This is a genomic window from Rhodovulum sp. 12E13 (assembly GCF_003340565.1).
Classification (GTDB): domain Bacteria; phylum Pseudomonadota; class Alphaproteobacteria; order Rhodobacterales; family Rhodobacteraceae; genus HLUCCA09.
The window spans coordinates 21,479-47,845 of the sequence record NZ_QPLK01000019.1; the positions used below are offsets into that span (position 1 = coordinate 21,479).

Below are 26,367 nucleotides of genomic sequence, written 5' to 3' on the forward strand. Positions count from 1 at the left end.
TTCTCGCGGCCGCCCCGGCTCGACTCGAGCCGAGACTTTCCCTTATCGGCGCAGTAGGCTCGCCATACCGAACCGAAGGTGAGCCGTGCCCGACGTCGTCAAGAACCCGCTCCGCGGAAGCGGGATGCCCGGCTTCGCGCCCATGCCGGCGGCCGATCCCGCGCCCGTGGCCGAGCTGCTCGCCCACTGCCCGGCCCACGCGCGCACACCGCTCGTCGATCTTGCCGAGCTCGCCGACCGGGCCGGCGTGGCGCATGTCTTGCTGAAGGACGAGCGGGGGCGCATGGGTCTTGGCAGCTTCAAGGCGCTCGGCGCCGCCTACGCCATCGCCCGCGAGGCGGCCGACGCGGGCGGCCCCTGGGCGACAGCTCTGGCCGGGCGCACCTTCGTCACGGCGAGCGCGGGGAACCACGGCCTCTCCGTCGCGGCGGGCGCCCGGCTGTTCGGCGCACGGGCACGGATCTTCCTCGCGCGGACCGTGCCGGAGGGCTTCGCGGCGCGCCTCGCGGAAAAGGGCGCCGAGGTCGTTCGGGCCGGCGCAACCTACGAGGAGAGTATGGCGGCGGCCGAGCGGGCGGCCGATACGGGCGAGGGCACGCTGCTGTCCGACAGTTCGTGGCCCGGTTACACCGACCTGCCCTGGCGGGTGATGGAGGGCTACCTGCAGCTTGCCGCCGAAGCGATCGAGCAGGTCGGCCCGCCGCCCACGCACATCCTTCTGCAGGCGGGCGTGGGCGGGATGGCCGCCGCCGTGGCGGCCCATGCGCGGGCGGTCTGGGGCGACGTGCCGACCATCGTGGTCGTGGAACCGCAGGCGGCGCCCGCGCTGATCGAGAGCGTCCGCGCGGGGCGGCTCGTCACCGCCCGGGGGCCGGTCTCGGCGATGGGGCGGCTCGACTGCAAGACGCCCTCGATGATCGCGCTGGGCGGCCTGTCTCGCGACGCCGACCTCTTCGCCACCGTCACCGAGGAGCAGGCGCAGACAGCCGTCGCCACGCTGGCCAGAGCGGGCCTGGCCACGACGCCTTCGGGCGCGGCGGGGGTCGCGGCGCTGCTCGCCGGCCTTCCGGGTGTCGGGGCAGAGTCGCGGGTCCTCGCCATCCTGAGCGAGGGCGCAGAGGATGGCTGAGCGCTCGCTCGTTTTCCCTGCGGCGGAATACCGGCGGCGCGTCGAGGCCCTTCAGGAGGGCATGGCGGCGGCGGGCCTCGACGCCCTGTTGCTGACGACGCCGCCGGACGTCTTCTACGTCACCGGCTTTCTCACCCGGTTCTGGGAAAGCCCGGCGCGGCCCTGGTTCGTCGTGGTGCCCGCCGCCGGAATGCCCGTGGCCGTCATCCCCGCCATCGGGGCGGAGCTCATGGCCCGCACCTGGGTGACCGACATCCGCACGTGGCAAGCTCCCGACCCGCGGGACGACGGCGTGAGCCTGCTGGTCGGCGCGCTGGCGGAGGCCGTGCCGGAGCGGGGCCACATCGGCCTGCCCATGGGGCCGGAGACGCATCTGCGCATGCCGCTCGCCGATCACGCGCAGGTGGTCGAGGCCCTCGCGCCGCGCGCCTTCGCGGACGCGACCGACGTGGTGCGCCGCGTGCGCGAGGTGAAGTCGGACGCCGAGATCGAGCGGATCCGCGCAGCCTGCGGCGTGGCCGACCGCGCCTTCGGCCGGATGCCGGACATCGCCGGCGCGGGGCGCACGCTGGCCGACGTCTTCCGCCGCTTCCAGGGCGCGCTGCTCGAGGAAGGCGCCGACTGGGTCGCCTACGTCGCGGGTGGCGCGGGGCCGGACGGCTACGCCGACGTGATCTCGCCCGCCGACGACAGGCCGCTGCGCCCGGGCGACGTGCTGATGCTCGATACCGGGGCGGTGCGCGACGGCCATTTCTGCGATTTCGACCGCAACTTCGCCATCGGCCATGCCGGCGACGCCGCCCGGCGCACCCATGCCGCGCTGCACGAGGCGACCGAGGCGGCGCTCGGCGCTTTGCGGCCCGGGATGCGCGCCTGCGACGTTCACCGCCTGCTGGCGACGGCGCTGGAATCGCGCGGCGCCACGCCTGCCGCCGGGCGGCTGGGGCACGGGCTGGGGCTGTCACTGACCGAGTGGCCCTCGTTCACGCCGCTCGACGAGACGGTCCTGCGCGAGGGCATGGTGCTGACGCTGGAGCCCGGAGCGGAGGTGTCGCCCGGCCGCATCCTCGTCCACGAGGAGAACGTCGTGCTTCGCGCCGGAGGGGCGGAGCTTCTGTCGGCGCGCGCTCCGGCCGAGCTTCCGGTGATCGGCGCGTGACCGGGCTGCCCTACAGCCTGACGCCGACGACCGGCGCCCCGGCCACGCTCGGGCTGATCGTGCTGCAGGTGGACCAGACGATCGAGCGGGATTTCCGCCGCCTGCTGCACGCGGATGTCGCCCTCCATGTCAGCCGCATCCCGTCGGGCGCGGATCTCAACCCCGACACGATCGCGGCGATGGAACGGACGCTGCCGCAGGCCGCGGCGCTGTTGCCGCCCGCGGCCGAGTTCGGCGCGGTGGGCTATGCCTGCACGTCGGGCAGCACGCTCATCGGCGCGGCGCGGGTGGCCGAGCTGGTGCGGGGCGCAAGCGGAGCGGCGGCGGTCACCGACCCGCTGACGGCCGCCTTCGCGGCGCTCGGTGCTCTGAGGGCGCGATCGGTCTCCATCGTTTCGCCCTACATCGACAGCGTGGCGCGGCCGATCCGCCGCGCCTTCGAGGGGGCGGGCTTCGACGTCACCGCCGCACTGTCCTTCGGAGAGGAGGTGGAGGCGCGCGTGGCCCGGATCGACCCCGACGCAGTGCGCGACGCCGCGCGCCGGGCGGCTGCGTCCGGCGGCGAGGCCATCTTTCTGTCCTGCACCAATCTGCGCACGCTCGAGGTCATCGACGGCCTCGAGGCGGAACTGGGCCGTCCGGTGCTGAGCAGCAACCAGGTGCTGGCGTGGCACATGGCATGTCTCGGCCGCGCGCGGCTGTCGGCCGATGCGCCGGGGTGCCTGTCGCGACTTGTGCCGTCAGGCTTGCCGGAGCGCGGCGCCGCAAGCCCCGTTGCATGAGGGCGGACCGGCGAGGATCTCGCAGCGCCTCTTGCCGCGAGCCCCGCCCGAGCGCGCGTCTGCCCGAGCGCGCGCCTGCCCGACGACCTTCAGGCGCAGTGCCGGCGAGGCGCAGGCCCGACAGCGGCGCGGGTGCGGCGCCCGTACGCGCGGCGAGCGGTCGGGCCGGGTGGCACCGCCCATCGCGGCGGGCGCGATATTGGCCGCACGTCCGAGGTGACGCAGAGGCAGGCGCCGCGTCTGCATCTGGCAACGGCGCCATGCCGCGCTCTCCGGCGCTCAACGGCCCGGTCGCGCCGGGCGGGCCACTGGGGAGAAAGACCGCCCCCGCGCCTTTCGGCAGAGCCTCGGTGTCGCACCGGCGACGCGCGGCTCAGAAGACGTTCGCGTTGCGCAAGCCGCCGAGCGCGGCGGCGCACAGGGCGAAAGCCGCCGCGACGACCATCAGGGGCACGATCTGGAAGCCGCCGAGAATGGCGATCAGGCTCGCGGCAAGTGCCGCCCCGCAGGACTGGCCGAACACCCGCGCGACCGACATCATCCCGCTGGCCCCGCCCGAGCGATCGAGGGGCGCGCTCGTCATGATGGTGCGGCTATTCGGCGCCTGAAACAGCGAGAATCCCGCGCCGCACAGGGCGAGGCGCCACATGATGTCGGCGTTCGACGGAGCGGCGGGCAACGCCGCGATCAGCAGCAGCCCGAGCGCGACGAGTCCCATCCCCGCCGCGCTCTGGATGGCACGATAGGGCCGGTCGGCCAGACGGCCCGCAATGGGGGCGAGCGCGGCGACGGCGATGGGCCAGGGGGTCAGGAGCAGACCTGTCTCCGCAGGGCTGCGCCCGAGCACGTCGTGCAGGTAGAACGGCAGCGAGACAAGGGCGAGGAACTGCGCGGCGAAGGACGTGATCGAGGCCGAGATCGACAGGGCGAAGGGGCGATGCGCGAGCAGGTCCGTCGGCAGTAGCGGCGATGTCATCAGCCTCTGCCGACGCACCAGCGCGGCGAAGGCGATAGCGGCCGCGCCCAGCTCGATCGTGCTCAGAACGACGGAGCCCCCTCGGCCGAACCCGCTGAGCCCGTAGATCGCCAGCCCGAACGCCAGGGCGTTGAGCACCGCGCTGACGATGTCGAACCGGTTGCCCCGCCCGGCGATGCGCGGCAGCGTCAGCGCGCCCGACAGCAGGATGCCCATGCAGATCGGCACATTCACGAGAAACAGCCAGTGCCACGATGCAACCGACAGGATGGCTCCTGCCACTGTCGGCCCGGCCGCTGCCGAGATACCGACCACCAGCGAGATCGTGGCGATCCCGCGCCCGATCCCGTCGGCCGGCACGATATGGCGCACCATCGCACCGTTGATGCTCATGATCGCTCCGGCACCGATGCCCTGCACGATCCGCGCCGCGATCAGCGTCGCGATCGAGTCGGCCATCGCGCAGAAAAGCGAGGCAGCGCCGACGAGGGCCACGCCGGCAAAGTAGATCTTCCGGAACCCGATCGCCTCGGCCAGAGACGCCATCGGCAACAGGCAGGCGACGACGGCGAGCTGGAACGCGGTCACCACCCAGATCGCCGTCGAGGGGGTGACCCCCTGCGCGGCGGCGATCGAGGGAAGCGCCACGTTCATCATCGAGGCATCGAGGACCGACAGCATAACCGCCGCACCCAGCGTGACGAAGGCGTAGAAGCGTTGCGGCTGCGGCAGGCCGCCATGCAGAGCCGCCTTCGGGCCATTCTCGGTTGTCGACAGGCTCACGTGTCCGCCCGCTCCCGTGATCCGCCCGCGGGCCGCGACTGGCTGCCGCCGCGCCCGGCTTCGGTGCGGTCCCTTGCATGACCCACCCGCCCCGCCTGCCCCGATGACACCCGGGCGGCGCTCAGCCCGCGACGCGCGTCGCGGGCGTCGGCTCTGCCTCGGCCCCGGCCTCGGCGATGTCTTCGCCCCGGTTGCGGCGCTCTATCTCGCGCCACTGCCGAACGATTCGCTGGCCGTTCTGATAGACGTGTTCGGCCGTCAGCTCCTCGGCCCGGCGCTGCTGCCCGCGGCGCAGCGCGTCGAGTATTGCCTCGTGCGACGACTGGTTGACCGCCAGCGTCTCCGGGTCGATCCAGCGATAGCGGATCTCGCGCAGAACGGGGATGTCCCGCGTCCGCTGGATGGCCGCCACGACATAGGGGTTCTCGGCGGCCTCGTCGATCCGCCAGTGGAAGGTCTCGTTGGTCTGCTCCCACAGTTGAAACTCGGCCTGAGTCCAGATCCCGTCGTCGAGCAGTTCGCGCCCCGAGCGGACGAGCGCGCGGAGCCGGTCGAGCCCCTCCTCGCCGAGGCCGTTCTGCGTGGCCAGACGGGCCGCCAGCCCCGACAGCGTCGACCGGAGCTCGTAGATCTTCACGATATCCTCCGAGGTGAAGACCTGCACCGTGAAGCCGCTGTTCGGCGTGTAGTGCAGCAGCCCCTCGCTCGACAAAACCGAGAGCGCAGCCCGGACCGGTGTCCGCGATACCCCGAGATTCCGCGCAAGTTCGATCTCGTTCATGCGCGTGCCGGCCGCGAATTCCCCCTCGAGGATACCCTCCCGGATCCGCCGCTCGATCATCTGGCTGCGTGTCGCCATGGTGCGTCCTTCTCCTCCCTCGCAGGGCCGCCAGACCGGGCCGGGGCGCAGCCCGTCCCCTCGCCCGGGCGGCGGGCGCGCCCCCGGCAGATCGGCCGGAGGCGCGGACCGGGCTCATTGCGCGGCTGCCTGCGTCACGTTTGCCTGCACTGTATCTATCAGGCTTTCTGTATCCATCACGTCGCCGAAGGTGGCGTAGAAGGCAGTCAGCGCGGCATTGTGCTCGGCATCGGTCATGGCCGCGTTCCCGTCGGACACCATGATCGTCTTGTAATTCAGCATCATGGCGTCGCGCGCGGTCGACTCGCAGCACACGCTCGTCACCGTGCCGGTGACGATCACGGTTTCGATACCGGCCGCCTGCAGCCGCTCGTGCAGATCCGACGAGCCCTGGATCAGCGCCGAGAAGCGGTGCTTGAGCACGGTCTCGTCCTCGGGTTTCACCACGAGCTCGGGATAGAGCTCGTGGCCCACCGCCCCTTCCACCATGTTGGCCTGCCGTTGCGCGGCACGCTCGGCATCGTGGCCGGTCATGGCGAACCAGTGAGACCATGCCTCGCGGCTCTCGTCGGTGATCGTGTTGCGGATCCAGAAAACCTTGCCGCCCGTCGCGCGCACCGCCTCGGCCAGACGATTGACGTTCGGCACGATGTCGACGCAGCCGGGGACGAAGGCGGCGGCGTGCTCTTCCACCATGAAGGCGTTCTGCAGGTCGACGACGAGCAGCGCCGTCTTCGCCGGGTCGAGGTCGTCGTGGATATGTACCTTGCCGCGGCGCTCTACCACGCGCTCGACGATGTAGTCGGGGATTTTCACCTCGTGCATTGGTATTCTCCTTTCTCTCTCTCTGCTGGGATGGGGCGTCAGGCGGGGGCTGCGGCCGCCGCGGCGGGCCGCGCCGCGGCGAGCCGGGCGCACCTCGCGCTGCGGCCGGGGCCGACTTCCTCGACCGGCGGCAGTGCGGCGCGGCAGGCGTCGACCGCGAAGCGGCAGCGCGGGGCGAAGGCGCAGCCCGGCGGCAAGGCGGCGAGGTCGGGCGGGCTGCCGGGGATCGCCTCGATGTCGCGGTCGCGCGGCTGGCCGCGCACGGTCGAGGACAGCATGCCGATCGTGTAGGGGTGGCGCGGGTCGAGAAGGACGTCGCGCGCCGGACCGTATTCCACGATCCGGCCGGCATACATCACCGCCACCTTGTCGGCGATCTGCGCCGCCACGCCGAGGTCGTGGGTGACGAAGACGATTCCCATGCCGATCTCTGCCTGCAGGCGCTTGAGCAGGACGAGCACCTGGATCTGCACCGTCGCGTCGAGCGCCGTTGTCGGCTCGTCGGCCAGAAGCAGCTTCGGCTGGCAGGACAGGGCGAGCGCGATCATCGCCCGCTGGCGCAACCCGCCCGACAGTTCGTGCGGATAGGCGCGCAAGCGCCGCTCGGGCGACGGGATGCGCACCAGCTTCAGCAGCTCGAGCGCCCGCGCCTCGGCCTCGGCGCGGCTCGCGCCGCGATGGCGGCGGACCGTCTCGGCGATCTGGTCGCCGATGGTGAAGACCGGGTCGAGCGCCGTCATCGGCTCCTGAAACACCATCGACACGGTGTCGCCCCGCAGCGCGTTGAGTGCGCGGTCCCCGAGCGACAGCACGTCGTTCCCGTCGAGCCCGATCCGGCCCGATATCTCCGCGCGGCGCTCCGGCAGCAGGCGCATCAGTGCCCGCATCGTCACCGACTTGCCCGACCCGGACTCGCCGATGATGCAGAGCACCTCGCCTGCGGCGAGCGAGAAAGAGACGTCGTCGACCGCTGTCGCCGAACTCCTGCGGCTGTGGAACCGGACGGTCAGGCCCCGCACGTCGAGCAGCGGGGCGGTCATCGGGCCGCTCCCTGCGCGCGCTTCGCCGGCATCGGCGCCGGCGCGGCATTGAGTGGTGTCACCGGCGGATCGCCGTGCCGGCTGTGCCCCGATCCGGGATCGTGCATGTGGCAGGCGACGCCGTGCGCCTCCGGCCCCTCGGCCGCGCTCAGCCGGGGCGCCTGCGCCGTGCAGACCGCTTCTGCGAACGGGCAGCGCGTGTGGAACCGGCAGCCTGACGGTGGGTCGATCGGGTTCGGCGGATCGCCCGCGATCGGTGCCTCGGTCAGCCGCTCGGCCGGATCGGTCGACAGCTGCGAGGCCAGCAGGGCCTGCGTGTAGGGGTGGCGGGCGGCGGAATAGATCCGGTCGACGGGCCCGATCTCGACCACCTCGCCGAGATACATCACCAGCACCCGGTCCGAGATGTATTGCACGACGTGCAGGTCGTGCGAGATGAACAGGTAGGTCAGGCTGAGGCGCGTCCGCAGATGGCGCAGCAGGTTCAGCACCTGCGCCTCGACCGACTTGTCGAGCGCCGAGACCGCCTCGTCGAGGATCAGCATGCGCGGCTCGAGCGCCAGCGCGCGGGCGATGTTGACCCGCTGCTTCTGGCCACCCGACAATTCGTGAGGATAGCGATGCGCGAACATCTCGGCGGGCAGACCCACCTTGTCGAGCAGGTCGCGCGCCGTGGCGCGCGCCGTGTGTCGAGGTGCGCCGTGCACGCGCGGCCCGTAGGCGACCGAATCCTCGATGGGCATGCGGGGATTGAGCGACGAGGAGGAGTCCTGGAAGACCATCTGCATGTTGCGCCGCAGGTCACGGAGCGACAGGCCCTGGCGCTGTCCCACCGGATCGCCGTCGAAGATCAGTTCGCCCCTGTCGGGAGGGATCAGATGCATCAGCAGCCGCGCGAGGGTGGACTTGCCGCAGCCGGACTCGCCGACGACGCCCAGCGTCTCGCCCTTTCCCACCGCAAAGGAGACGCCATCCACCGCCTTCACCGTGGCGACCGTCGTGTTCAGCAGCCCGCCCTTGATCGGGAAGTGCTTGTGCAGGTCGCGCACGATCAGCAGGGGCTGGCGCGCGCCGCCCCGGTCGCGCGGATCGCGCTTGGGCACCTCGTGCAGGGCGGGGGCGGTGGCGGCGGGGGTCGTTGTCTGGTCGAACAGGGTCATGGCAGTTTCCTCAGGCCTTGACGTCCATCGCGTGGCGGAGACCGTCGCTGACGAGGTTGAACGAGAGCGACATGACGAAGATGGCGATACCGGGCAGCGCACAGACCAGCGGCTGCACGTAGACGGCCTGCCGCAGGCTCGAGAGCATCGCGCCCCAGTCGGCCACCGGCGGCGAGACGCCGAGGCCGAGAAACGACAGGCCGGCCGAGAGCAGGATCGACACCGAGACGAGGCTGGAGGCGTAGATGAAGATCGGCGGCAGCACGTTGCCGATGACGTGTGCGCGAATGATCGAGTGTGTCGGCGCCCCGCTTGCCCGCGCCGCCTCGACGAAGTCGACCGATCGGATCTGGCTCGTCGCCGTCTCGGCCACCCGGCAGAGCGAGGGAATGAAGACGAGCGTCAGCGCGACGAGGCCGCTCGCGATCCCCCCGCCCAGCGTGCCCGAGATGGCGACGGCGAGCAGCACGGAGGGAAAGGCGTAGAAGACGTCCATCACCCGCATGATCGCGGTGTTGACCAGCCCCCCGAGGAAGCCGGCCAGGACGCCGAGCGTGCCGCCGATGGCCACGGCGAGCAGCACCGGCAGCACCCCCATCATGATCGAGACGCGCCCGCCGTAGAGCAGCCGGCTGAGCATGTCGCGGCCAAGTTCGTCGGTGCCCAGCGGATGCTCCTCGAAGCCTACCGGTTTCAGCCGCTTGAGCATGCTCGTCTCGTAGGGGTCGTGCGGCGCGAGGACCGGCGCGAGCAGCGCTGCGACCGCCGCCAGAAGGATCACGCAGAGAAAGAAGACCGTGACCGGGTCGTGCCGCAGGCGCTCCGCGACCGAGCTCCAGTAGCCGCGTCGGGCGGGGCCGGCAGGCGCCCCGGCCTGCGCGGTGGTGATCGTGGCATCGGCGGGCATGGGCGTCTCCCGTTCAGGCGCGCGACATGCGCGGGTCGACGAGCGTCTGCAGCAGGTCGACGATCAGGTTGATCAGGACGAAGGTGAGGGCGAGGAACAGGATCGTGCCCTGCAGCAGCGGAATGTCCCGGGTCAGGATGGCCTTCGACATCAGAAGGCCCGTGCCCGGCCAGGTGAAGACGGTCTCGATCAGGATCGACCCGCCGATCAGGTAGCCCAGCTGAAGGCCCATCACCGCCAGGATCTGGGGCAGCGCGTTCTTCACCGCGTGCACGAGGATACGGGTGTTCGACAGCCCCTTCGCCCGCAGCACCTGCACGAAGTCCTGGCTGAGAATGTCGGCGACCGCCGAGCGGGTGGAGCGGGTGACGACGCCCAGCGGGATCATCGCCATCGTAACGACCGGCAGCACCGCGTATTTCAGGCTGTCCCAGTCCAGCCAGTCGAAGTTCTCCGAGCCCGTCGCGCCCATGCCGGTGGCCGGCAGCCAGCGCAGGTTCACCGCGAAGACGATCACCAGCACGATCCCCATCCAGTAGTTCGGCACCGAGACACCGACGGTGGAAATCGAGGTCGCGATCCGGTCGATAGGGCGGCCGACATTGTAGGCGGCCAGCGTCCCCAGGGTGAAGGCCACCGCGAAGGCGAGCGTCACCGCGATGAGCGCGATGGCCAGCGTGTTGGCGAAGGCACGAGTGACATCCTCGAGCACCGGGCGGTTGGTCTGCAGCGAGGTGCCGAGATCGCCGGTCAGCGCGCGTCCGAGCCAGTCGAAATACTGGAACACCAGCGGCTTGTCGAACCCGTAGAGGCGCTTGATCGCCGCGATGTCCTCTTCGGTGGCGTCGGCGGGGATGAGCGACTGCACCGGGTCGCCAGGGGCGAGGTAGACCAGCGCGAAGCAGATCACCGAGACGCCGAGGGCGATCGGGATTGCGTAGAGCAGACGGTGCAGGGCGTAGATCCACATGGGGTCTCTCCTGTGGGAGCGGGCGGCCGGCGGTCCTGAAGGCGGCGGCGAGGGGCGGGCGCGCCGGCCTCGCGCCCGCCCCGGCAAGGCGCCGCCGCGCGCCGTTACTCCACCCGGATCGGGGTGATGTCCTGGAACCAGCTCTGCGCCTGAACGAACCCCTTCACGTTGGGCGCCATCGCCCGCGGATTGAGGTCGGACACGATGAACAGGTTCGCCCCGTCGGCCACCGCGATCTCGTGGGCCTGCGTTATCAGCGCGGACTGCTTCTCGGGGTCGAAGGTCTCGAGCGCCTCGGCGAGCAGGGCCTCCACCTCCTCGTTGTGGTATCCGCCCCAGTTCGAGCCGCCGGGGGTCTGGAACTTCTTCATGAAGCTCTTGACGAACTGCAGCGGCTCCATCGTCGCCGAGGAAAAGTTGATCGCGTCGTACTGTTCGTGGTTCACCGCCCCCTGGATGAAGATGCCGATCATGGTGTTCCAGTCCATGACCTCGAAGTTGACCTCGAAGCCGGCCTCCTCCAGCTGAGACTGGACAAGCTCGTTCATCGGCAGCGGCTGCATCTGGCCCGAGCCCGAGGTCGAGATGCCCACGTTGATCTCGCAAGGCAGGCACCCCGCCTCTTCCAGCAGCGCGCGCGCCTTCTCGGGATCGTGGGAATAGCGCATCGGGTCGCCGAAATCGGTCTGGTTCGGCGTGTAGGCGCCGTAGGCCGGGATCGCGGTGCCGTTGAGCAGCGCCACCACTTCCTCGCGGTTCACGGCCCAGTTGGCCGCCTGGCGGATCCTGGGATCGGCGAAGGGGCCGCGCAGGTGGTTGAAGCGGTAGGGCCAGTAATGCGGGTATTCGTTCGTGACGACCTGCATCCCCGCCCCCTCGAGCGCCGGGATCATGTCGGGCGAGGGCGCCTCGACGAAATTCACCTGCCCCGCCAGCAAAGCGGCGGCCCGCGTCGTCGCCTCGGGCATCGGCAGGAGCACGAGACGGTCGTGCTGCGGCATGCGATCGGGATTCCAGTAGTCGGGGTTGGGCACCAGTTCGAGCCGCTCGGTCGGCACGGCCGAGTCGAACAGATAGGGCCCCGTCCCCGCCGGCGCCTTGGCATACTCGGCGCGGTCGTTGCCGGCCGCTTCGTAGGCACAGGGCGACACCATCAGCACGTAAAGCAGGTTGTAGTCGAACAGCGACTCGATGTCCTGCGTGTGCAGCGCGAACGTCATCTCGTCGATCTTCTCGACCTCGGCGACCGTCGAGACGCGCGACCGGGCGCGGGCGAAGTCGACCGGGTTGAACGAGGGGTGGCTCTCGTCGGTCAACCGCGAGAAATTCCACACCGCGGCGTCGGCGTTCCACGGGCACCCGTCGTGAAAGGTGACGCCCTCGCGCAGCTCGAAGATCCAGCGCCTGGGATCGCTCTCGTCGACGTCCCACGACGTCGCGAGGCCGGGCATCGCGACGGCCTCGGCGTCCGAGCGCGACAGGTCCCATGCCACGAGGCCCTCGTAGATCGAGTAGCCCACGAAACGCCAGCCCTCGAAGCCCTGATCGGGCATACCCGCCCAGTCGGGCAGGTCGCCCGCGGTCATGGCGACGGTGAGCGTGCCCTGCGCGGACGAGGCGCCCGCCACTGCGCCGGCCAGCGCGGCAGCGGCGGCGACACGGTGCAGCCCGCGTCCGAAGAAGGTGTCGTGCAGCATTGCGGTCCCCTTGTCTGTCACGGGCCCGGCAGACGGGCCCCTTCTTGCGGTCAGGCGTCTCCACTGCGGGCCGCGAGGCCGCTCCGGAAAACGCCCACCCATCAGGATTGTGCGCAATCTATCTCGCAAGCCCCTTTCGCACACATGAGGCCAAAAACGCCCCCGCACGCCGCGCACTTCGGTCAATTCTGCGGCAGACTGGAAGGCGCCTGCTCATTTTGCTGACTGGAAAGGGATTTTCCCGATCAACGAACGCAGATCGAACTGCCGCACCGCCGCGACATGGCGTATCGCTGAGTCGGCCGGCTCGATCGCGCCAAACTTGATTGCATACAACGCAACCCTTGCGCGTGCGCTCGACCGCTCCCGCAGGCGTCAAAACGGAGGACGATTCCATGGACATGCAACGCAAGACGCGAATCGCGCATCTCGCCGGGCCGACCGCCACCATCCAGAACACCCCCCCGCTCGTGACCTCCAACAAGGCCCGGGCCCGCCGCAACCTGCCGCTGCGCACGGCACCCGACGGCGCGCCCTTGCGCTACGATGCGTTGCGCCTGCAGCGCCTCGCCGCTCCGGCCAAGGTCTATGTCGAGCAGTTCTCGGCTCACCCTCTCGAGGCCGACGCCGACGATCTCTACGGCCCGCCCGACGGCTGGCTCGCCCCCGACGGCACGTTCTCGCCCGACAAGACTGGCCCAGACGACAAACCCGTCTACGAGGTCGAACTCATGCCCGAAGACGGCCTCTACCCCCTGCCCTACATGGCCGTGCAGGCCGACGGATCGCCCTGGGAGGAAGAGATGGCCGTGCCAGGCGGCCCGGACGACAAGGCACGTCAGAGCTTTTTCCCGGACGGCTCGCGCAGCTTCGAGGAGATCGACCGCGTCTCGATCTGGGTCGACGGGCTCGCCAGCCCGATCTCGCGGCAGGCCGAGGTCGATTTCTTCCGCATCATGCCCCCCGGCGGCTACAAGAAGGGCCTGCCCGCCAACCGCCGCAGCGACAAGGGCGAGGGCGACATTCCGCCCGAGCTCCGCGGGCGCGAGTTCAACGCCTACAAGCCCTACCACCTCTCCACCGCGCCCGCCCGGCCGAGCCTCGCGAAGATCACCAACGAAACCCAGGCGATCGCGGACTCCGGCGAGTACGACGGGCTCATCTGGACGCAGGGCAGCCCGCAGGTCGAGGAGACCGCCTACTGGTTCAACCTGCTGATCGACACCACCCTGCCGATCTGCGGCAACGCGGCCCAGCGCCCGCAGGGGCAGATCTCGGCCGACGGCCCGAAGAACATCGTCGATTCGATCACCTTCATCCGGTCGGGCAAGTGGAAGGACGAGGAGGGCCGCAACCGCTGCGGCGCGCTGGTCATCCAGGAGCAGCAGTTCTTCGCCGCCCGCGAGGTCGCCAAGGCCGATGCCCGTCCGGGCGGCTACGTGGCGACCGGCGGCCACGGCGGCATCCTGGGGCAGGTGACCCACAAGGACGACATCCATGTGCAATACGTGCCTGCCTACAGGCATACATGGTCGTCGGAGGTGAACCTCGCACGCCTGCCTGCCAGCGTGCAGGCCGTCGCCCGCAGGGATGGCGCCCTCGTGCCCGTCGAGATCCGCGTGAAGGACGACGAGGGCCGCCTGACCGAAGAGGCGATCCCCTCCGTTTCGATCGTCAAGGAGGGGGGATACTCGGACGAGAGCTGGGAGACCGGCCCCGACGACCTGTCGGACATGGTCGCCCTGATCGAGCACAAGCTGTCGCTCGGCCGCCTCGCGGGGTTCGTCACCGAAGGGCTGGTGCCCTATGGTCGTCTCCCGTCGGGCGCCCGCGAGGAACTGCTGTTGCGGGCAGCCTACAGCGGGCTGCCCACCGTACGCACCGGGCGGGGCGCGATGGAGGGGTTCGCGGATCCCTTTCCTCTGGTCGTCGCCGGCTCGAACCTGACGTCGACGAAGGCGCGGTTGCTTCTGATGGCGTGCCTGATGAAGTTCGGCGCTCTGCCCGTCGCGGCCGATCCCCTTGCGCCGACGCCGGAAGACACCGAGCGTCTCGCGGCAGCGATCGTCCCCTTCCAGAAGGTCTTCGATAGCCACTGAAGCGTCCCCCGTGCCCGCAGCGGAAGCACACGGCTTCCTCTGCGGATCCGTCCCGCTTGCGCGATGCGCGGCGAGGGACAGGAGGCTTGCGCGACGCAGCCGCCGGCAACCGCGAGGCGGATGGGCTCGGCAGGGCTGTCTTCAGGCGATGCTGTAGCCGCCGTCGATCGGCAGAACCACCCCGTTGACATAGCTTGCGGCGGGCGAGACGAGAAAGCCGACGACGTGGCCGACTTCGCTCGGGCGTCCCCAGCGGCCGGCAGGGATGCGCGCGAGGATCGGACCGGACCGCGCCGGATCCGTCATCGCGTTCACGGACATGCGGGTATCCACCCAGCCCGGGGCGACGGCATTGACCCGCACGCCATCCCCGCCCCACGCAGCGGCGAGGGCGCGGGTGAGCGAGGCGACGGCCCCCTTGCTCGCCGAATAGGCAGGATTGCGCGAAGAGCCGAAGATCGACCACATCGACGCGAAATTCACCACTGCGCCGCCGCGCGCCTTCAGGGCCTGCTCGAAGGCGAAGCACATCTCCTGCGTCCCGCCGAGGTTGACAGCCATCACGGCCCGGAACCCCTCGTTGGTCATCTCGCGCCCCTCGTGCCGGATCACGCCCGCGGCGTTCACTAGGGCGTCGAGCCCGTCGAAGCCCGCGGCAAAGTCGGCGATCGCCGCGCTGTCGGTCACGTCGAACTCGGTGTGCGCGTGCGCCGGGTGCTCGATCCTTTCCTCCACGTCGAGCCCCAGGGAATGGACGTGAAAGCCATCTGCCAGCAGTCGCAGGACGCTTGCCTGCCCCAGCCCGGTGCCACCGCCCGTGACCACGGCGATGCGCTTGGTGTCGGTCGTCATGTCGGAAGAACCTCTCGTGCTGACCTTGCTCCTGGGGCCGTTTCGTCAGGGCGCTACCGGCCCGGCGAGCCCGAGAATCTCGAGCCCCCGCCGGGCGAAGACGGCGGCGAGCGGCGCGAGACGCGCGGCTTGCGGATCGGCGGCAGTGCCCTGCCGGGCGCGCTCGGCGATGCCCACGAAGATCACCGCGAAACGGAAGAAGGCGAAGGCCTCGTGGAACGGCGCGAGCGGCGGCGTTTCCGGCGCGGCGGCCGCGTAGCGGGCGACGAAGGCCTCGCGCGTCGGGATGCCGTGGGCCGTCGCGCCGGTGCCCCGGATGCCGCCGTATTCCTGGGGCGAGGTGTGCCATGTCATGCAACAGAAGCCGAGATCCGACAGCGGGTGGCCGAGGGTCGACAGCTCCCAGTCGAGGATCGCCACGACGCGGGGCTCGGCGGGATGCAGGATGAGGTTGCCGATCCGGTAGTCGCCGTGGACGATGGATTGCCGCCCGTCGTCTTCCGGCATGCGCGCGCCGAGGGCCTCCGAGAGGCGGTCGATGTCGGGGATGTCCATGCCCTCGGCCTGGCGCCACTGTCGCGTCCAGCGGCCGAGCTGTCGCTCGAAGTAATTGCCGGGCTTTCCGAAATCCGCGAGGCCGACCTCGGCCGGGTCGACGGCGTGCAGCCGGGCCAGCGTCTCGGCCATCGACAGGTAGGCGGCCTCGCGTTCCTCGGACGAGAGACCCGGCAGCGTCGCGTCGTGAAAGACGCGGCCCGGCACCCGCTCCATCAGGTAGAAGGGCGTGCCGATCACGCTCTCGTCGCCGCACCAGGCGACCGGGCGCGGCACCGGCAGGCCGGCGGGGTGCAGCGCCGAGAGCACGCGGAACTCGCGGTCGATGGCGTGGGCGCCGGGCAGCGTCGGTCCCGCGGGGCGGGTGCGCAGCACGAGGTCGGCGCCGGGCAGTGCGGCATGCCAGGTCGGGTTCGACTGGCCGCCCGCGATCGGCGCGAGCGACAGCGGGCCGTCGAGCTCGGTCGCCTCCGCGATCCACGCCGCGAGGGCGTCGCGGCGCGCGGGGTCGGCGAGGCCGCTCATCTCACTCCCCCTCGTCCGTCAGGCGCTGCCGCAGCAGGAATTTCTGGATCTTGCCGGTCGCGGTCTTCGGCAGCTCGCCGAAGCGGTAGTGGCGCGGCACCTTGAACGCCGCGAGCTGGTCCCGGCAGAACGCCTCGAGCTCGTCGGGCGCGGCCTCGCGACCCGGTTTCAGCTCGACGAAGGCGCAGGGCAACTCGCCCCACTTGGCGCTCGGCATGGCGACGACGGCAGCCAGCAGGACAGCGGGGTGCCGGTGCAGCACGCCCTCGACCTCGATCGAGGCGATGTTCTCGCCACCCGAGATGATCACGTCCTTCTCGCGGTCGGTGACCCTGATCGCGCCGTCGGTATCGCGCACCCCGAGATCGCCGGTATGGAACCAGCCGCCCGCAAAGGCGCGCTCAGTCGCGGCCGCATCGCGGTAGTAGCCGGCCATCAGCGTGTTGCCGCGCAGCAGGATCTCGCCCTGCGTCTCGCCGTCGGGCGGCGCGTCGCCGCCCGCGCCGCCCGATGCGGCGATGCGGATCGTGCCGGACGTGGCGTGGCGATACCCCTGCCGCGCGAGCCATGCCGCCTTGCGCTCGTTCGAGGCGTCCGCAAGCGCCTCGCCGGTCTGGCAGATCGAGGCCGGGCCGTAGCTTTCGGTCAGCCCGTAGAGGTGGGTGAGCTCGAAGCCGAGCGTCCCGAGCTGCTCGATCAGGTGGGCCGAGGGCGCGGCACCGCCGGTTCCGACCGCCACGCGGCCGGCCTCGCCCGCGGCCAGCCGCGCCCGGTGCGCCTCGGCCGCGGGGTCGGCCAGCAGCATGTAGAGGACGACGGGAGCGCAGCACATGTGGCTGACGCCGTGACGCGCGATCAGGTCGAAGATCGCGGCTGGCTCCACCGCGTCGAGGCAGACATGGGTGCCGCCCGCCGCGGTCACGGCCCAGGTGTGCGACCAGCCGTTGCAGTGGAACATCGGCAGCGTCCAGAGATAGCTCGTGGCCGCCCCGAAGCCGAGCGTCAGGGCGTTGCCCATCGCGTTGAGGAAGGCGCCGCGGTGGTGATAGACGGCCCCCTTGGGCGCGCCGGTCGTGCCCGATGTGTAGTTGAGGCAGATCGGCTGCCATTCCTCGGTCACGGCAGACGCATCGAGCGGCGGCGCCGCGGAACCGCCCGTCAGCAGGTCGAGCCGGTCGGGCGCCGGCCCCTCGCCCGGATCGGCGAGCATGAGCATCCGCACGCCGGTGGCGCGTGCAGCCTCGCCCGCCGCCCCTGTGCAGGCCGGATCGCACAGCAGCAGCCGGCTTTCGGAATGGGCGAGGATGTAGCCGAGCGCGCCGGCGTCGAGCCGGATGTTGAGCGTGCTCAGCACGGCGCCCAGCGCGGGCACGGCGAAATGCGCGGCCAGCATCTCGGGGCGGTTGCGCGCGACGATCGACACGACGTCGCCACGGCCGATGCCCGCCTCGCGCAGTGCCTCGGCCATCCGCACGGCCATCGCGTGCAGCCCGGCATAGTCCCACGTCGCATCCCGCCAGATGACGGCCGTCCGGTGCGGATGCGCCTCGGCGGCGCGCGTCAGGAAGCTCACCGGGGTCAGCGGCTGGAAGTTCGCCGCCCGCGGGCGGAGATGCGGCTCCTCGAACATCAGTCCTCCCTCACCGGCCATGACCACAGTGCCGGCCCGCTGGCGCGAAGCTCGCGGTTGATGACCATCTTGTGGACCTCGTCGGCCCCGTCGACGAGCCGGGCCTGCCGCGCGTAGCGGTAGATCCATTCGAGCGGGGTGTCGGTGGAATAACCACGCGCCCCGTTGATCTGGATCGCCCGGTCGGCGGCCGTGTGCAGCAGGTTCGCCACGTGGATCTTGGCCATCGAAATCTCGGTGCGCGCGTAGCTGCCCCCGTCGAGCGCCCAAGCCGCCTTCATCACCAGCAGACGGCCGATCTCGATCTGCATCGCCAGATCGCCCAGCATCGTCTGGACGCTCTCGCGCTCGGCCAGCCGCACGCCGAAGCCCTCGCGCCGCTCGGCATACTCGGTCGCGATCTCGACGCAGCGCTTCGCCAGCCCCAGCCACCGCATGCAGTGCGTCAGCCGGGCCGGGCCGAGGCGCGTCTGCGTCACCTTGAGGCCCCGGCCGACGCCGCCGAGCACGGCCTCGTCGGGCACTGTGAGCCCGTCGAACTCGAGCTCGCAATGGCCGCCGTGCTCCTCGGGGCCCATGATCCCGATGCGCCGCACGATATGCCAGCCGGGGTCGTCGCGGTGAAAGAGGAACGCCGTCAGCCCGCTGCGCGGGTCGTCCGAGGTGCGGGCGACGACGATGAAATGGGCGGCCTCGCCGGCGCCGGTGATGTACCACTTGCGCCCGGTGATCGCCCAGCCGTCGCCGCGCCGCTCGGCCCGCGTCAGCATCATGCCGGGGTCCGAGCCGCCGCCCGGATGCGGCTCGGTCATGGCGAAGGCCGAGCGCACCTCGCCATCGCGGATCGGGTCGAGCCAGCGCCGCTTCTGCGCCTCGGTGCCGAGGGCGGCGAGCACCATCATGTTGCCGTCGTCGGGCGCGGCCGAGTTGAACGCGACGGGGCCGAAGATCGAGCGGTTCATCGCCTCGTAGGCCACCGCCATGCCCACCCGGCTCAGCCCGCCGCCGCCCTCCTCGCGCGGCATCTGCAGGCTCCAGAGGCCAGCCGCGCGCGCCTTGGCACGGACCTCTTCCAGCAGGTCGAGGCGAATGTTCTGGTGGTCGTCGAAGCTGGCCGGGTCGGCCTCGAGCGGCAGCAGCTCGGTCTCGACGAAATCGGCTATGCCGGCGCGGATGCGCTCGATCTCGGCGGGGATGCGAAAGTCCATTGCGCTCTCCTACAGGCTCGACACGAGGTGGCCGCCGTCGACGACCAGCTCGGCCCCGGTCATGAAGCGCCCGGCATCCGAGGCGAGCAGCAACAGGGCCCCGTCGAGGTCGGCCGGCGTGCCGAGGCGGCGTTGCGGGACGCGGCGGATCAGGGCGCGGCCCCGCTCGGTCTGGAAGAAGTCGCGGTTGATGTCGGTCTCGACATAGCCGGGGCAGAGCGCGTTGACGCGGATGCCGTCGCGCGCCCATTCCAGCGCCATCGCCCGCGTGAGCTGGACGAGCCCCGCCTTCGAGGCGGCATAGGCGCCGACGCCGCCCGCCACGCGCAGGCCGAGGATCGAGGCGACGTTGACGATCGTTCCCCCCTGCCCCGCCGACCGCATGGCCGCCGCCGCGGCCTGCGCCACGAGGAAGGGGGCGCGCAGGTTCACCGCCATCGTGTCGTCCCAGTCGGCGGCGGAGAGGTCGCCCAAAGCGCCCGGCCGCGAGATTCCGGCATTGTTGATGACGATGTCGAAAGCCGCGGCGGCGTCGAAGAACGCCGCGACCGCCCTTTCGTCGGCGACGTCGAGCACAGCGGCCTCGGCCGCGCCGCCGCGCTCGGTGATCCCGGCGCAGGCGGCGTCGAGCGCCGCGCGGCGGCGTGCCGCCAGCGTCACCTGCGCGCCGCGAGACGCGAGCACGCCCGCGAAATGCCGGCCTAGGCCCGACGACGCGCCGGTGATCAGGGCGCGCCGGCCCGCCACGTCGAAGGGATCGCCGGGCGCGGTCACACGGTCGCTCCCAGCGCCTCGGCCCGCAGGATCGCCGCGCCAACCGCGGCCCGGTCGAGCGGGGCGGCGAAGTTGGCGAGGTGGGGCGCGGTCATGGTCAGGCGGGCCATCTCGTCGATCTCGGCGTTGCTCGGCTCGGCCATGCCGAGGTCGGCGAGCTGCACCGGCAGGCCGATGCGGCGGTAGAAACGGGCGAGCGACAGGATCTCGTCGTCGCCCCGCCCCTCGGCGGCCATGTGCACGAGCGTCGCCCAGGCCACCTGCGCGCCGTGGATCGCGTCGCGCGCCCCGCGCGCCCTGACAAGGCCCCGCGTGAGCGAATGGGCCAGCGACAGCCCGCCGTTCTCGAAGCCGAGCCCGCTCATTAGCACGACGGCCTCGACCACGTGTTCGAGATCGGGCGTCGACTCTCCGGCCTCGCAGGCGGCCAGCGCAGCCTCGGCGTGGCGCAGGATCGTGGCATGGGCGCAGTCGGCGATGGCCAGCGCCGTCAGCAGGGGGCGCGTGCCGAACGGCGTGAGGCCGGTGCCTGCCATGCAGCCCTCGGCCTCGAACTTCTTGGCGATGGCGTCGCCGATGCCCGCCCGCAGGAAATGCGCGGGCGCGGCGGCGATCAGCGCCGTGTCGACCAGCACGCAGGCGGGGCTGGCCTCCATCCGGTCGACCGCGACCATCACGTGGTCGTCGTCGTAGATCGCGACGGCCGCGCTGGTGGGGCTGTCGTTCGAGGCGATGGTGGGCACCGTGACGACGGGCGCGCGCAGGAGCATGGCGACGCCCTTGGCCGCGTCGAGCGACTTGCCGCCGCCGACGCCGACGACGACGCTGGCCGCCTCGGCACCTCGCGCAAGCGCGGCGATGGCGGGCCGGGTGATCTCGCCCTCGAGCGTGCGGAAGGCCGGGCGCAGTCCCGCCCCCGCCAGAAGGGCCTCGAGCCGGGGCCGCAACATCGCCATGACATGCGCGTCGCCGACCACGAGAGGCGCCGGGCCGAAAGGCGCGGCGACCTCGCCGAGCAGGTCGAGCGCGCCCGGCCCCTGGTGATAGCGCCCCGGTCCGCCGAACAGGCGGATGCCGCCGTCGGGCTCGGGCAGGCCCGCCGGCGGGGCGCCCGTGATCGCCCCCGTCGCCGTCACCGCATCAGGCTCTCGGCATGGGCCGCGCCGAGGCCGATCGCCTCGTAGTGGGCCCGTGCGGCATCGAGCTTGGTGAACACGTCTTCGTAGCCCATCGCCCGGCCCTCGGGATCGACGTAGACGTATCCGCCGGTGACGTGGAACAACGTCACCATCTCGTCGACGCCGTCGGGCACGACGAGGGTGTGCGTCTCGCCCGGCGGCTCGAAGGCGTAAGCGCCCGGTACCGCCTGCCAGTCGTGCTCGAGGTAGTGCCAGCGCCCGCGCAGCGTGATCGCATGGACCGGGCCGGCATGGCGGTGGCGCGACAGCACGCCCGAATTGCGTACGCGCAGCAGATTCACGTAATAGCCCTGGCTGACGCACAGCACGAGCGGGCGGAACCAGACGCCCTCGGCCTGCGGCACCCAGCTCTGCTCGTCGCCGTCGAGGTCGAGCGCGCCGGGCGCGAAGATGTCCGGCATCATGCCGAAGGGCTGCGGCCGGGCGTAGGGCTGCTTGGCGGGGTCCATGCGCCCCGCGTTCCGGTCGAGCTGGTTCATGTCGGGCCTCCTGCGCCTGCTCCATCCTGTCGTATCGCGGACTCGAAGGCGGGCAGGTCGACGCCGTATTTCGCCTCGAGGTATTCCTGAGAGCCGCATTCGAAGAAGCTGTCGGCGAGGCCGATGCGCGTCATCGGGCGGTGCAGCCCCGCCTCGTAGAGCGCCTCGATTACCAGCGTCGTCAGCCCGCCGGTCGTCTTGTGGTTCTCGGCCACGATCAGCCGCTGGTGGTCGCGCGCGAACGAGAGCACGGCGGCCGCGTCGAACGGCTTGATGGTGCTCAGGTGCAGCACGCTTGGATCGTGGCCCTCGGCGGCGGTCGAGCGGCAGGCTTCGAGGGCGCGGGCGCTCATGTAGCCGGTGGCAATGATGCCCACCCGGCCGTCGCCCGCGCGCAGCACCTGCCCCTTGCCAAAGGTGAAGCGGTAGTCGTCTCCGAGCTCGACCGGCACCTTGCCCCGCAGATTTCGCACGTAGACCGTGCCGGGGATGTCGGCCGCCGCGCGCACCACCTGCTTGAGCTCGGTCGCGTCGCAGGGGTCGATCACCGCGAGATCGGCGATGCCGCGCATCATGTTGAGATCCTCGGTCGCCTGGTGGGTGGCGCCGTAGCCGTTCACGAGGCCGGGCATGCCGGCGAAGATCTTCACGTTGGCCTTCGAATGGGCGCAGGCGATGGCGACGAAATCGTAGGCGCGGCGGGTGATGAACACCGAGTAGGTCGTGCAGAAGGCGATCTTGCCGACCTTCGACAGGCCCGCCGCCACCATCATCAGGTTCTGCTCGGCCATGCCGACGTTGAAGAAGCGGTCGGGATGGGCGTCGCGGAACGGCAGGATATCGCTGTAGCGGCCCATGTCGGCGGTGAGCCCGACGATCTCGGGGCGCTCGTGGCCCAGCTCGGCCAGCGTGCGGCCGAAGGGGGCGAGCTCGGTCTGCTTGCCGGCCACCTCGACGATCTCGCCCATGCCGCGGGTGCGGTTCGCGATCGGTGCGTCAGGCATTGCCGGCCTCCAGTTCGGCGATCAGCGCGTCCCATTCGTCGTCGGCGATACGCACGAAATGCGCCCGCTCGCGCGCCACGATGGTCGGCACGCCGTGACCCGGCGTGGTGCGCATGACGATGGCCTTGGGCCGTCCGTCGGCGGCCCGCGCACCCGCGAGCGCCGCGACGAGGGCGCCCATGTCGTTGCCATCCACCTCGGTCGTGTCCCAGCCGAAGGCGGCCATCTTGTCGGCCACCGGCTCGATCGCCACGGTCACCGGCCCGTCGGCCTGGATGCCGTTGCAGTCGATCAGCGCCACGAGGTTGTCGCAGCGGAAGGTGGCCGCGCCCATCGCCGCCTCCCAGGTCGAGCCCTCCTGCAGTTCGCCGTCGGAGAACTCGCAGAAGGCCCGGGCGGGCGAGCCGTCCATCCGCAGGCCCATCGCCATGCCGACCGCCTGGCCGAGGCCGTGACCGAGCGAGCCGCCGACGATCTCGACACCGACCGTCTCGTCGAAGGTGCTCATCGGCAGGGCCGAGCCGTTGAGGCCGTAGGAGGGCAGCAGCGCCTCGTCCATGTAGCCGGCCTCGGCCAGCACGGCATACATGGCGATCGAGTAGTGACCGGTCGACAGCAGGAAGCGGTCACGATCCGGCCAGTCGGGGCGCGCGCTGTCGTGGCGCATCTCGTGGAAGTAGAGGGCGGCGAGGCAGTCGGCCATCGCCAGCCCCTGCGCGATGTAGCCCTCGCCCTTGCCGGCGGCCATGCCCATCATCTTGCGGCGCAGGGCGAAGGCACGCCGGCGCAGCTCGTCGAGATCGGGGGCGCCGGGCGGGTGGTTGCTCGGGGCGGCCGTGGCCGGGGATGTGGTCATGCGGTCTCTCTCTTGCAGGGCTCTCTCACGACGCGGGCTGTGGCGGCACGGGCAGGCCCGGCCTGGCCCAGGGCATGCGCACGAGCCGCCCGGTGGTCGACAGCGTGACGTAGGCCACCTCCGGGTCGCGGAGATCGAAACAGATGTTGGTGGTGTAGGGATCGGGCAGCGCGACGCGCTCGACGAGCCCACCCCGTGGCGAGATCACGACGATCCCGCCGAAGCGCAGGGTGGCCACGGCCACGTTGCCACCCGCCTCGACGGCGAGGCTGTCGTAGCGCTGGAAACCGGGCAGGCCGGCCACGAGTTCGCCACCGGTGGGCGAGGGCCAGTCGGCCTGCCGCAGCACGCCGGGGCCCTCGACGGGCCACGACCAGAGCCGCCCGCTCGACGTCTCGGCGACGTAGAGGGTGGCGCCGTCGGGCGACAGGCCGATTCCGTTGGGCCCGATCAGGGGAAAGGCGGCCTCGACGATGCGCGTGCCGTCGCAGGCGGCGTGGTAAACCGCACCGAAATCGAGCGTCCGCCCCGAGCGGTGCCCATGGTCGGTGAACCAGATCCCGCCATGGGCGTCGCACACGAGATCGTTCGGCGCGCGCAGCGGCGTGCCCTCGCACTCGGTGTAGAGCGTCTCGACGGCGCCGGTCCCGGGATCGACCCGCTGGATCGAGCCGCCCGAATTGTCGGGCGCGCGGCCTGTCGGGCGCCAACCGTTCTCCGTCTCCCACGAGAAGCCGCCGTTGTTGGCGACGTAGAGCATGCCGTCGGCACCGAGCGCGGCGCCGTTCGGCCCGCCGCCCGTCTGGGCGAGGCGCGTGGCGCCGCCGTCGGGCGCGATCCTCGTCAGGCAGCCGCGGGCGATCTCGGTCACCACGACGCTGCCGTCGGGCATCGCGACGGGGCCTTCGGGAAAGGCGAGGCCCTCGGCCATCGTCTCGAACCGGGTCATCGCGCCATCTCCCGCTCCGCCCGCGCCCGACCGCGATGCCGCCAGGCCGAGAAGACCAGCGAGGCGGCGGCGAAGGCAAGGATGGACGCGGTCAGCGGTTGCAACAGCCACTCGTAGCTGCCCTGGTGCAGGATCATCGAGCGGCGGAAATTCTCCTCGGCGATCGGGCCGACGATCACGGCGATCAGGAGCGGGGCGACCGGGTAGCGCGCCTTGGTCATCAGGTAGCCGAGCACCCCGGCGAGCAGCATCACCAGCACGTCGAACGTGGTGTTGCGCACGGCATAGGCGCCCACGACGCAGAACAGGATGACGATGGGCCAAAGATACACCGACGGGATCCGGATGACCCGGATCCACAGCCGGATCCCGAGCAGGCCGATGGCGAGAAGGCACAGATAGGCGAGCGCCATCCCCAGGAACGAGCCGTAGATCAGCTCGGGTGCCGTGTTGAAGAGGCCGGGCCCCGGCTGCACCCCGGCGATCAGGAGCGCGCCCAGCAGCACCGCGGCCTGCGTGTTGCCGGGGATGCCCAGCGCGAACGTTGGAACGAGCGAGCCCATGTTGCTGGCATTGTTCGCCGCCTCAGCGGCCACCACGCCGCGCGGCTCTCCCTGCCCGAAGGGCGCCGCGGCGCCGCCGAAGCGCTTGGCCTCGTTGTAGGCGATGTAGCCGCCGATATCGCCGCCGACGCCGGGCAGCATCCCCGTGCCGAAACCGATCGCGCTTGCGCCGGCCGTGGTCGGCAGCAGACGCCGCGCCCAGCCCGCGCCGATGCCGAAGCCGCCGATCTCGCGGCGATCGAGGCGCGAGGCGATGGCGCGTTCGAGCTGGGTCAGCGCTTCGGCCATGCCGAAGATCCCGACCAGCAGCGGGATGAGCTGGATGCCGCCCGACAGGTCGGAACTGCCGAACGACAGGCGCGGAAAGCCCGCAACCGGGTCGAACCCGATCGAAGCGATCAGCAGGCCAAGCGCGGCGGCGACGAACCCCTTGGAAATCTGCCCGCCCCCGATCGAGGCGATGATGGTCAGGGCGAGGACGGCGATGGCGAAGTATTCCGGGGTGCCGAACGACAGCGCGTAGCGCGCGAGCACCGGGGCGAAGAAGGCCAGCAGCGCCGTGCCGATCAGCCCGCCCGCGACGCTGGCAAGCAGCGACAGCGTCAGGGCCTCGCCGGCCCGACCCTTCTGCGCCATGGGGTAGCCGTCGAGCGTGGTCGCAGCCGACGAAGGCGTGCCGGGCGTATTGATGAGCACGGCCGGAATCGCGCCGGCGTAGCAGGCGCCGTTGTAGATGCCGAGCAGAAGAACGAGGCCGGTCAACGGGTCGAGGGTGAAGGTGAAGGGCAGGAACATCGCCATGCCGACCGTCGCCGACAGGCCGGGGATCGCCCCGATCGAGACGCCGAGCAGCACCCCGATCGGGACCATGGCCAGCACCGACCAGTCCTGCAGGACGGCGAAGCCCTCGGCCCAGCCGCTCATATCAGCATGCCCCCGATGCGCGTGGCCGGCAGGGGCACCGAGAGAAGCACGCGAAACAGAAGGTAGGTGAGCGCCGTCAGGCCGGCCGGCAGCGTCGCCAGCGCGAGCGGCGAGCGCACCCCCAGGAGCACCATCTGGCAGGTCAGGAAGGCGAAGGTCGAGGCGGGAAAGCCCCAGCGCTCCAGCGTTGCGAGATAGGCGAGGGTCAGGCCGATGGTGCCGGCGACGCGGAGCAGCATCGCCCCCCGTGGCATCCCGTCGTGCGGCTCGCGGGCGACGAGCAGGCGCAGGCCGAGGCCCACAAGCGCGGCGCCGGCGGCCATCGGAAGGAAGGCCGGCCCGGGGTCGTTGGGCAGCATTCCCGGCCGGATGCCCATGGCGGCCCAGAGTGCGCCCGCCCCCAGCAGGATCACCAGCAGGGGCGGGACGACAGAGCCCGTCTGAGGCGTCGACGGCATGGACT

At 71.0% G+C, this 26,367-nt stretch carries 24 protein-coding genes; 4 read left to right on the forward strand and 20 right to left on the reverse strand.

All coding sequences use genetic code 11. From position 1 onward, the window contains the following. Nucleotides 1-85 precede the first annotated feature (85 nt). Genes DLJ49_RS15420 through DLJ49_RS15430 form a run of 3 tightly spaced genes read left to right on the forward strand, consistent with a single transcriptional unit; the run spans nt 86 to nt 3,070 of the window. Nucleotides 86-1,129: a pyridoxal-phosphate dependent enzyme gene (locus tag DLJ49_RS15420; protein ID WP_369932585.1), complete on the forward strand. Its 1,044-nt coding sequence runs from the start codon at nt 86-88 to the stop codon at nt 1,127-1,129. Further along, a complete protein-coding gene (locus tag DLJ49_RS15425; protein WP_115394452.1) occupies nt 1,122-2,288 on the forward strand; it encodes a M24 family metallopeptidase in 1,167 nt (388 codons plus the stop codon). Before DLJ49_RS15420 ends, DLJ49_RS15425 begins: the two co-directional genes overlap by 8 nt. Then, complete coding sequence (locus tag DLJ49_RS15430) at nt 2,285-3,070, forward strand: maleate cis-trans isomerase family protein (RefSeq protein ID WP_115394453.1); 786 nt, start codon at nt 2,285-2,287, stop codon at nt 3,068-3,070. Before DLJ49_RS15425 ends, DLJ49_RS15430 begins: the two co-directional genes overlap by 4 nt. A 373-nt stretch (nt 3,071-3,443) precedes the next feature. On the opposite strand, the gene DLJ49_RS15435 is transcribed toward DLJ49_RS15430, so the two are convergent. The 8 genes from DLJ49_RS15435 to DLJ49_RS15470 form a co-directional block, all read right to left on the reverse strand. Then, nucleotides 3,444-4,829 (reverse strand): MFS transporter, encoded by a 1,386-nt coding sequence (locus DLJ49_RS15435; protein ID WP_199533386.1) that lies wholly within the window; start codon nt 4,827-4,829, stop codon nt 3,444-3,446. 121 nt (nt 4,830-4,950) lie between these two features. Further along, on the reverse strand, nt 4,951-5,688 hold the full coding sequence (locus tag DLJ49_RS15440) for a GntR family transcriptional regulator (protein WP_115394454.1): 738 nt from the start codon (nt 5,686-5,688) through the stop codon (nt 4,951-4,953). 114 nt (nt 5,689-5,802) lie between these two features. Next, on the reverse strand, nt 5,803-6,513 hold the full coding sequence (locus tag DLJ49_RS15445) for an isochorismatase family protein (protein ID WP_115394455.1): 711 nt from the start codon (nt 6,511-6,513) through the stop codon (nt 5,803-5,805). A gap of 38 nt (nt 6,514-6,551) precedes the next feature. Beyond that, nucleotides 6,552-7,553, reverse strand: a complete 1,002-nt coding sequence (locus tag DLJ49_RS15450; protein WP_115394456.1) for an ABC transporter ATP-binding protein — start codon at nt 7,551-7,553, stop codon at nt 6,552-6,554. Then, the gene (locus DLJ49_RS15455; RefSeq protein ID WP_115394457.1) at nt 7,550-8,713 is read right to left on the reverse strand and encodes an ABC transporter ATP-binding protein; all 1,164 of its coding nucleotides are present in this window, start codon (nt 8,711-8,713) and stop codon (nt 7,550-7,552) included. The genes DLJ49_RS15450 and DLJ49_RS15455 overlap by 4 nt, the downstream gene beginning before the upstream one ends. Before the next feature lie 10 nt (nt 8,714-8,723). Further along, a complete protein-coding gene (locus DLJ49_RS15460; protein ID WP_115394458.1) occupies nt 8,724-9,620 on the reverse strand; it encodes an ABC transporter permease in 897 nt (298 codons plus the stop codon). A 13-nt stretch (nt 9,621-9,633) separates the two neighbouring features. Beyond that, nucleotides 9,634-10,590, reverse strand: coding sequence for an ABC transporter permease (locus DLJ49_RS15465; RefSeq protein WP_115394459.1), 957 nt, complete (start codon nt 10,588-10,590; stop codon nt 9,634-9,636). Nucleotides 10,591-10,694: 104 nt separating this feature from the next. Continuing rightward, nucleotides 10,695-12,287, reverse strand: a complete 1,593-nt coding sequence (locus tag DLJ49_RS15470; RefSeq protein ID WP_115394460.1) for an ABC transporter substrate-binding protein — start codon at nt 12,285-12,287, stop codon at nt 10,695-10,697. A gap of 395 nt (nt 12,288-12,682) precedes the next feature. Between DLJ49_RS15470 and DLJ49_RS15475 the strand changes: the two genes are divergently transcribed. Further along, on the forward strand, nt 12,683-14,386 hold the full coding sequence (locus DLJ49_RS15475) for an asparaginase domain-containing protein (RefSeq protein WP_233489066.1): 1,704 nt from the start codon (nt 12,683-12,685) through the stop codon (nt 14,384-14,386). Between the two features lie 141 nt (nt 14,387-14,527). On the opposite strand, the gene DLJ49_RS15480 is transcribed toward DLJ49_RS15475, so the two are convergent. From DLJ49_RS15480 to DLJ49_RS15535, 12 genes are read right to left on the reverse strand one after another with little or no spacing between them, the layout of a single operon-like run. Next, on the reverse strand, nt 14,528-15,238 hold the full coding sequence (locus tag DLJ49_RS15480; RefSeq protein ID WP_115394461.1) for an SDR family NAD(P)-dependent oxidoreductase: 711 nt from the start codon (nt 15,236-15,238) through the stop codon (nt 14,528-14,530). 45 nt (nt 15,239-15,283) lie between these two features. Beyond that, nucleotides 15,284-16,318 (reverse strand): phosphotransferase family protein, encoded by a 1,035-nt coding sequence (locus tag DLJ49_RS15485; RefSeq protein ID WP_115394462.1) that lies wholly within the window; start codon nt 16,316-16,318, stop codon nt 15,284-15,286. A gap of 1 nt (nt 16,319) precedes the next feature. Further along, complete coding sequence (locus DLJ49_RS15490) at nt 16,320-17,948, reverse strand: AMP-binding protein (RefSeq protein ID WP_115394463.1); 1,629 nt, start codon at nt 17,946-17,948, stop codon at nt 16,320-16,322. Beyond that, nucleotides 17,948-19,156 (reverse strand): acyl-CoA dehydrogenase family protein, encoded by a 1,209-nt coding sequence (locus DLJ49_RS15495; RefSeq protein WP_115394464.1) that lies wholly within the window; start codon nt 19,154-19,156, stop codon nt 17,948-17,950. Before DLJ49_RS15495 ends, DLJ49_RS15490 begins: the two co-directional genes overlap by 1 nt. Before the next feature lie 9 nt (nt 19,157-19,165). Continuing rightward, nucleotides 19,166-19,930: an SDR family NAD(P)-dependent oxidoreductase gene (locus DLJ49_RS15500; RefSeq protein ID WP_115394465.1), complete on the reverse strand. Its 765-nt coding sequence runs from the start codon at nt 19,928-19,930 to the stop codon at nt 19,166-19,168. Then, on the reverse strand, nt 19,927-21,066 hold the full coding sequence (locus DLJ49_RS15505) for an iron-containing alcohol dehydrogenase (RefSeq protein WP_199533387.1): 1,140 nt from the start codon (nt 21,064-21,066) through the stop codon (nt 19,927-19,929). The genes DLJ49_RS15500 and DLJ49_RS15505 overlap by 4 nt, the downstream gene beginning before the upstream one ends. After that, the gene (locus DLJ49_RS15510) at nt 21,063-21,608 is read right to left on the reverse strand and encodes a 2,4'-dihydroxyacetophenone dioxygenase family protein (RefSeq protein WP_233489071.1); all 546 of its coding nucleotides are present in this window, start codon (nt 21,606-21,608) and stop codon (nt 21,063-21,065) included. Before DLJ49_RS15510 ends, DLJ49_RS15505 begins: the two co-directional genes overlap by 4 nt. Further along, entirely contained in the window at nt 21,605-22,612 is a 1,008-nt protein-coding gene (locus DLJ49_RS15515; RefSeq protein ID WP_115394466.1) for a transketolase family protein, read from the reverse strand. Before DLJ49_RS15515 ends, DLJ49_RS15510 begins: the two co-directional genes overlap by 4 nt. Further along, nucleotides 22,605-23,468: a transketolase gene (locus tag DLJ49_RS15520; protein ID WP_115394467.1), complete on the reverse strand. Its 864-nt coding sequence runs from the start codon at nt 23,466-23,468 to the stop codon at nt 22,605-22,607. Before DLJ49_RS15520 ends, DLJ49_RS15515 begins: the two co-directional genes overlap by 8 nt. Before the next feature lie 25 nt (nt 23,469-23,493). Continuing rightward, complete coding sequence (locus DLJ49_RS15525) at nt 23,494-24,417, reverse strand: SMP-30/gluconolactonase/LRE family protein (RefSeq protein WP_115394468.1); 924 nt, start codon at nt 24,415-24,417, stop codon at nt 23,494-23,496. Next, nucleotides 24,414-25,904, reverse strand: a complete 1,491-nt coding sequence (locus tag DLJ49_RS15530) for a tripartite tricarboxylate transporter permease (RefSeq protein ID WP_115394469.1) — start codon at nt 25,902-25,904, stop codon at nt 24,414-24,416. Before DLJ49_RS15530 ends, DLJ49_RS15525 begins: the two co-directional genes overlap by 4 nt. Continuing rightward, entirely contained in the window at nt 25,901-26,362 is a 462-nt protein-coding gene (locus DLJ49_RS15535; protein ID WP_115394470.1) for a tripartite tricarboxylate transporter TctB family protein, read from the reverse strand. The genes DLJ49_RS15530 and DLJ49_RS15535 overlap by 4 nt, the downstream gene beginning before the upstream one ends. Between the last annotated feature and the right edge of the window lie 5 nt (nt 26,363-26,367).

Bases quoted from the DNA above. Each gene is read 5' to 3' on its own strand.
- DLJ49_RS15425 (WP_115394452.1), top strand. From the start codon at position 1,122: ATGGCTGAGCGCTCGCTCGTTTTCCCTGCGGCGGAATACCGGCGGCGC.
- DLJ49_RS15440 (WP_115394454.1), bottom strand. From the start codon at position 5,688: ATGGCGACACGCAGCCAGATGATCGAGCGGCGGATCCGGGAGGGTATC.
- DLJ49_RS15445 (WP_115394455.1), bottom strand. From the start codon at position 6,513: ATGCACGAGGTGAAAATCCCCGACTACATCGTCGAGCGCGTGGTAGAG.
- DLJ49_RS15450 (WP_115394456.1), bottom strand. From the start codon at position 7,553: ATGACCGCCCCGCTGCTCGACGTGCGGGGCCTGACCGTCCGGTTCCAC.
- DLJ49_RS15455 (WP_115394457.1), bottom strand. From the start codon at position 8,713: ATGACCCTGTTCGACCAGACAACGACCCCCGCCGCCACCGCCCCCGCC.
- DLJ49_RS15460 (WP_115394458.1), bottom strand. From the start codon at position 9,620: ATGCCCGCCGATGCCACGATCACCACCGCGCAGGCCGGGGCGCCTGCC.
- DLJ49_RS15465 (WP_115394459.1), bottom strand. From the start codon at position 10,590: ATGTGGATCTACGCCCTGCACCGTCTGCTCTACGCAATCCCGATCGCC.
- DLJ49_RS15470 (WP_115394460.1), bottom strand. From the start codon at position 12,287: ATGCTGCACGACACCTTCTTCGGACGCGGGCTGCACCGTGTCGCCGCC.
- DLJ49_RS15475 (WP_233489066.1), top strand. From the start codon at position 12,683: ATGGACATGCAACGCAAGACGCGAATCGCGCATCTCGCCGGGCCGACC.
- DLJ49_RS15480 (WP_115394461.1), bottom strand. From the start codon at position 15,238: ATGACGACCGACACCAAGCGCATCGCCGTGGTCACGGGCGGTGGCACC.
- DLJ49_RS15485 (WP_115394462.1), bottom strand. From the start codon at position 16,318: ATGAGCGGCCTCGCCGACCCCGCGCGCCGCGACGCCCTCGCGGCGTGG.
- DLJ49_RS15490 (WP_115394463.1), bottom strand. From the start codon at position 17,948: ATGTTCGAGGAGCCGCATCTCCGCCCGCGGGCGGCGAACTTCCAGCCG.
- DLJ49_RS15495 (WP_115394464.1), bottom strand. From the start codon at position 19,156: ATGGACTTTCGCATCCCCGCCGAGATCGAGCGCATCCGCGCCGGCATA.
- DLJ49_RS15510 (WP_233489071.1), bottom strand. From the start codon at position 21,608: ATGAACCAGCTCGACCGGAACGCGGGGCGCATGGACCCCGCCAAGCAG.
- DLJ49_RS15515 (WP_115394466.1), bottom strand. From the start codon at position 22,612: ATGCCTGACGCACCGATCGCGAACCGCACCCGCGGCATGGGCGAGATC.
- DLJ49_RS15520 (WP_115394467.1), bottom strand. From the start codon at position 23,468: ATGACCACATCCCCGGCCACGGCCGCCCCGAGCAACCACCCGCCCGGC.
- DLJ49_RS15525 (WP_115394468.1), bottom strand. From the start codon at position 24,417: ATGACCCGGTTCGAGACGATGGCCGAGGGCCTCGCCTTTCCCGAAGGC.
- DLJ49_RS15530 (WP_115394469.1), bottom strand. From the start codon at position 25,904: ATGAGCGGCTGGGCCGAGGGCTTCGCCGTCCTGCAGGACTGGTCGGTG.
- DLJ49_RS15535 (WP_115394470.1), bottom strand. From the start codon at position 26,362: ATGCCGTCGACGCCTCAGACGGGCTCTGTCGTCCCGCCCCTGCTGGTG.